Origin of the sequence: Mediterraneibacter catenae, from assembly GCF_008691045.1 — a bacterium.
Lineage (GTDB): Bacteria > Bacillota > Clostridia > Lachnospirales > Lachnospiraceae > Mediterraneibacter > Mediterraneibacter ornithocaccae.
This window is the reverse complement of the sequence record NZ_VMSO01000061.1, coordinates 1-612: the sequence shown is the minus strand read 5'-3', so window position 1 is coordinate 612 and position 612 is coordinate 1. Positions and strand designations below refer to the sequence as shown.

Genomic DNA, 612 nt, shown 5'->3' with positions numbered 1-612 from the left:
CACACGCGAAAAACGCCGTTCACAGAAGCTTCCGGAAAACTTTGATCTTCTGCTTGAGCAGGCGATCCAGCTCCGTAAGGAAGTCCCGGAGCGGTCTGTCGCACAGATCATCTGCATCCTGGAACTGGAAGGCTATGCTGCGCCGGGAGTCCTGAAACGCTCCACTCTGGAACGGCACCTGTACCGGGCTGGTTACGGAAGGGAACAGATGCAGATGTACCGCGATGCGCGGGAAAGTTCTTCCAAACGTTTCTGCAAACCGCACCGTATGATGCTGGTACAGGGGGATATCAAGTACGGTCCGAAACTTCCGATTGGGAAAAATGGCGCCAGAGTACAGACGTATCTTTCCTCCGCAATCGATGACCATTCCCGCCTATTGCTGGCTTCCCGTTTCTATGTCAGTCAGGAGGAAGCCATTGTTGAGGATACGTTCCGCCAGGCAGTCCTCCGATACGGAAAGTTTGACGCCTGTTACTTTGATAACGGTTCCCAGTATATCGCCAGGCAGATCAGGCTCTCTCTTTCAAGACTGGGGATCCGGGTTCTCCATGCAAAACCGCGGAGCGGCAAAAGTAAAGGGAAGATTGAAAAGTTCCATCAGGTAGTGGA

General features: G+C 53.1%; 1 protein-coding gene. It reads left to right on the top strand.

Features of this window, described 5'->3' with window-relative positions:
* Positions 1 to 612: DDE-type integrase/transposase/recombinase (locus FNY66_RS15350; protein WP_150311680.1), on the top strand; the 612-nt coding region annotated here is incomplete at both ends.